We start from the raw sequence: 1,927 nt of genomic DNA on the forward strand, positions 1-1,927 counted from the left end.
CTCCTGGAGCAACGTGTTCGCGCCCTGGAACGCGGGCGCCACCGTCTTCCTCTACAACTACACGCGGTTCGACGCCGAGAAGATGCTGCAGGTACTGCAGACCTACGGCGTGACCACGTTCTGCGCGCCGCCGACGGTCTGGCGGATGATGATCCAGGCCGACATGTCCGCGGTCGACGTCCGGCTGCGCGAGTGCATCTCGGCCGGCGAGCCGCTCAACCCGGAGGTGATCGAACAGGTCAGGAACGCCTGGGGCATCACCATCCGGGACGGATACGGTCAGACCGAGACGACCGCCCAGATCGGCAACACCCCCGGCCAGCCGGTCAAGCCCGGCTCGATGGGCCGCCCGCTGCCCGGCTACACGATCACCCTGATCGACCCGTCGACCGACGAGATCGGCGACGACGGCGAGATCTGCATCGAGCTGGCCCCCGCGCCGGTCCCGCTGATGCGCGGGTACCGCGACGCCCGCGCGCTGACCGACGAGGTCATGCGCGGCGGGCACTACCACACCGGTGACGTCGCGAGCCGGGACGAGGACGGCTACATCACCTACGTCGGCCGCTCCGACGACGTGTTCAAGGCCAGCGACTACCGGATCTCGCCGTTCGAGCTGGAGTCGGTGCTGATCGAGCACCCCGCGGTCGCCGAGGCGGCCGTCGTGCCGTCGCCGGACCCGGTCCGGCTCGCGGTGCCCAAGGCGTACGTCGTCCTCGCCGCCGGACACGAACCGACCCGGGAACTGGCCGGGGAGATCCTGCGGTTCTGCCGCGAGCACCTGGCGCCGTACAAGCGGATCCGGCGGATCGAGTTCGCGGAGCTGCCGAAGACCGTCTCGGGCAAGATCCGCCGGGTCGAGCTGCGCGCCGACGAGGCGGCCAGGGCGGACAGCGGTGAGCCCGGTCCGCACGCCTACGACGAGGCCGACTTCAAGGAAGGGTGAGTCAAAGGCACACCGTCCGGCAACCCGCGTGCTGAAATGGGCGGATGTCCTTCGACACCGGGCTGGGGCTCGCGGCGGTCGTCGTTCTGCCGCTGCTGATCGCGACCGGCGTCGTCGCGTCCCGGTACGCCGGCCTGCGGCACGACAGGGGGATCGTCACCGCGGCGGTGCGCGCGGTCCTGCAGCTCACCGCCGTCGGCCTGGTCGTCGGCGTCGCCCTGCAGCACACTCTCGGCGCGCTCGCGTTCGTGCTGGTGATGTTCGTCGTCGCCACCATCACCAGCACCCGGCGGATTCACTCGGCGGCGGTGATCCCGCGGCAGTGGGCCTACTGCGCGGCCGCGATCGGCTGCGGGGCGTTCGCCGTCCTGCTGCTGCTCATCCTGCCCGGGGTGGTGCCGCGGAACCCGGCGACGATCCTGCCGATGGGCGGGATCATCATCGGCGGCACGATGACGGCGACCACCCTGGCCGGCCGGCGGATGCTGAGCGAGTACGGCACCCGGTACGGCGAGTTCGAGGCCGGGCTCTCGATCGGGCTGTTGCCGCCGGACTCGTTCAAACTGGTCGTCGGGCCGGTCGCCGGGGACGCGCTGCTGCCCGCGCTCGACCAGACCCGGACCGTCGGGCTGGTGTCGCTGCCGGGGGCCTTCGTCGGCATGGTGCTCGGCGGCGCGTCACCGACGGAGGCTGCCGCACTGCAGCTCGTGGTCCTGATCGGCCTGATCGCGGCCGAGGCGCTGGCGATCCTGACCATCACCGAACTGCTGGCCCGCTCGGCCCTGCCGGACGGGCGTACCGTTTCCTCATGACCGATGACAAGAGCCTGTTCAGCCGGATCGACCAGCTGGTCGCCGAGGAGCACGAGCTGCGCACGAAGCACGCCGCCGGGCAGATCGCCGACGAGGACGAGCGGACCCGCCTGCGGGCCCTCGAGGTCGAGCTCGACCAGTGCTGGGACCTGCTCCGGCAGCGTCGCGC

General features: G+C 71.2%; 3 protein-coding genes. All 3 read left to right on the forward strand.

Translation table 11 applies throughout. The features are described 5' to 3' along the window. Window positions 1–946, forward strand: a 946-nt coding sequence (locus tag E1218_RS35615) for an AMP-binding protein (protein WP_165949572.1), incomplete at its 5' end; no start/stop codon positions are given. Between the two features lie 44 nt (window positions 947–990). Next, on the forward strand, window positions 991–1,758 hold the full coding sequence (locus tag E1218_RS35620) for an ABC transporter permease (protein ID WP_132327428.1): 768 nt from the start codon (window positions 991–993) through the stop codon (window positions 1,756–1,758). Continuing rightward, a partial coding sequence (locus E1218_RS35625; protein ID WP_132327429.1) for a DUF2630 family protein occupies window positions 1,755–1,927 on the forward strand: 173 nt, incomplete at its 3' end. The genes E1218_RS35620 and E1218_RS35625, both read left to right, overlap by 4 nt.

The organism is Kribbella turkmenica, assembly GCF_004348725.1.
GTDB classification, from domain to species: Bacteria; Actinomycetota; Actinomycetes; order Propionibacteriales; family Kribbellaceae; genus Kribbella; species Kribbella turkmenica.